This window comes from Schnuerera sp. xch1 (assembly GCF_019931165.1).
Taxonomy (GTDB): Bacteria; Bacillota; Clostridia; order Tissierellales; family Tepidimicrobiaceae; genus JAIOUP01.
Map to the genome: position 1 here is coordinate 1 of NZ_JAIOUP010000037.1, position 1,527 is coordinate 1,527.

Consider the following 1,527-nt stretch of genomic DNA (forward strand, 5'->3'; position numbering starts at 1 on the left):
AAAGCGGTAGAAGATGGTCTCGCGTCCCATTAGTTAGTTGGTGAGGTAACGGCTCACCAAGACAGCGATGGGTAGCCGGCTTGAGAGAGTGAACGGCCACACTGGAACTGAGACACGGTCCAGACTCCTACGGGAGGCAGCAGTGGGGAATATTGCACAATGGAGGAAACTCTGATGCAGCGACGCCGCGTGAGCGATGAAGGTCTTCGGATCGTAAAGCTCTGTCCTATGGGACGATAATGACGGTACCATAGGAGGAAGCCCCGGCTAACTACGTGCCAGCAGCCGCGGTAATACGTAGGGGGCGAGCGTTGTCCGGAATTACTGGGCGTAAAGGGTACGCAGGCGGCCAAGCAAGTCAGATGTGAAAGGCGTAGGCTCAACCTATGTAAGCATTTGAAACTGTTTGGCTTGAGTTAAGGAGAGGAAAGTGGAATTCCTGGTGTAGCGGTGAAATGCGTAGATATCAGGAAGAATATCAGTGGCGAAGGCGACTTTCTGGACTTATACTGACGCTGAGGTACGAAAGCGTGGGGAGCAAACAGGATTAGATACCCTGGTAGTCCACGCCGTAAACGATGAGTGCTAGGTGTCGGGGGTCAAACCTCGGTGCCGGAGTTAACACATTAAGCACTCCGCCTGGGGAGTACGTTCGCAAGAATGAAACTCAAAGGAATTGACGGGGACCCGCACAAGCAGCGGAGCATGTGGTTTAATTCGATGCAACGCGAAGAACCTTACCAGGGCTTGACATCCCTCTGACAGTCCTAGAGATAGGAAATTCTCTTCGGAGACAGAGGAGACAGGTGGTGCATGGTTGTCGTCAGCTCGTGTCGTGAGATGTTGGGTTAAGTCCCGCAACGAGCGCAACCCTTACCTTTAGTTGCTAGCAGTTAGGCTGAGCACTCTAGAGGGACTGCCGGTGATAAACCGGAGGAAGGTGGGGACGACGTCAAATCATCATGCCCTTTATGTCCTGGGCTACACACGTGCTACAATGGTTGGTACAAAGGGAAGCGACTTAGCGATAAGAAGCCAATCCCATAAAACCAATCCCAGTTCGGATTGCAGGCTGCAACTCGCCTGCATGAAGCTGGAGTTGCTAGTAATCGTGGATCAGAATGCCACGGTGAATGCGTTCCCGGGTCTTGTACACACCGCCCGTCACACCATGGAAGTTAGCAATACCCGAAGCCAGTGAGCCAACCTTATGGAGGCAGCTGTCGAAGGTAGGGCTGATGACTGGGGTGAAGTCGTAACAAGGTAGCCGTATCGGAAGGTGCGGCTGGATCACCTCCTTTCTAAGGAGTACAAAAGTATTTTCACACTGTTTTGTTTATTTGGGGGTGTAGCTCAGTTGGGAGAGCACCTGCCTTGCAAGCAGGGGGTCAGGAGTTCGAATCTCCTCATCTCCACCATAATTCAACCTAAAAGGTTGAAAATTTTAAATTGCACATTGAAAACTACACAGTAAATTATATTTCTGGTCAAGCAAATAAGGGCATAAGGTGAATGCCTTGGCACCAG

The 1,527-nt window shown here is 51.2% G+C and carries 1 tRNA gene and 1 rRNA gene; both read left to right on the forward strand.

The features are described from left to right. A 16S ribosomal RNA gene (locus tag K8M07_RS12480) occupies positions 1–1,301 on the forward strand; the annotation flags it as partial. Positions 1,302–1,342: 41 nt separating this feature from the next. Then, positions 1,343–1,418 (forward strand) — tRNA-Ala (locus K8M07_RS12485). The last annotated feature ends 109 nt before the right edge of the window (positions 1,419–1,527 follow it).